Genomic DNA, 354 nt, shown 5'->3' with positions numbered 1-354 from the left:
GCCCGGGTGGTGGAATTGGTAGACACAAGGGATTTAAAATCCCTCGCTGGTAACAGCGTGCCGGTTCAAGTCCGGCCCCGGGCACCATTTGACTACTTAGTCAAATGACCTAAGAGTAAAGAATTGTTTAGCTGCTAGAAGGTAAGGCGATCTTCATATAAAACGGCGGTAAACTTTCTTTTTGGAACGCGAGTATAGCTCAGCTGTAAGAAGGTAAGGACGCAACCTTATTCTTATTGCGGTGCGAATATTCCCATTCCGATCATGGAACGCGAGTATAGCTCAGCTGGTAGAGCGCAACCTTGCCAAGGTTGAGGTCACGAGTTCGAACCTCGTTACTCGCTCCAATTTCCT

The 354-nt window shown here is 48.0% G+C and carries 2 tRNA genes; both read left to right on the top strand.

The features are described 5' to 3' along the window. Positions 1 to 87 (top strand) — tRNA-Leu (locus C2M35_RS15455). Positions 88 to 271: 184 nt separating this feature from the next. Next, positions 272 to 347: transfer RNA gene (locus tag C2M35_RS15450), tRNA-Gly, on the top strand. Positions 348 to 354: the final 7 nt, after the last annotated feature.

The sequence above is a fragment of the Pseudoalteromonas sp. T1lg76 genome (assembly GCF_002964725.1).
Taxonomy (GTDB): Bacteria; Pseudomonadota; Gammaproteobacteria; order Enterobacterales; family Alteromonadaceae; genus Pseudoalteromonas.
Note: the sequence above shows the minus strand (reverse complement) of the source record. Positions and strands in the feature narration are given on the sequence as shown.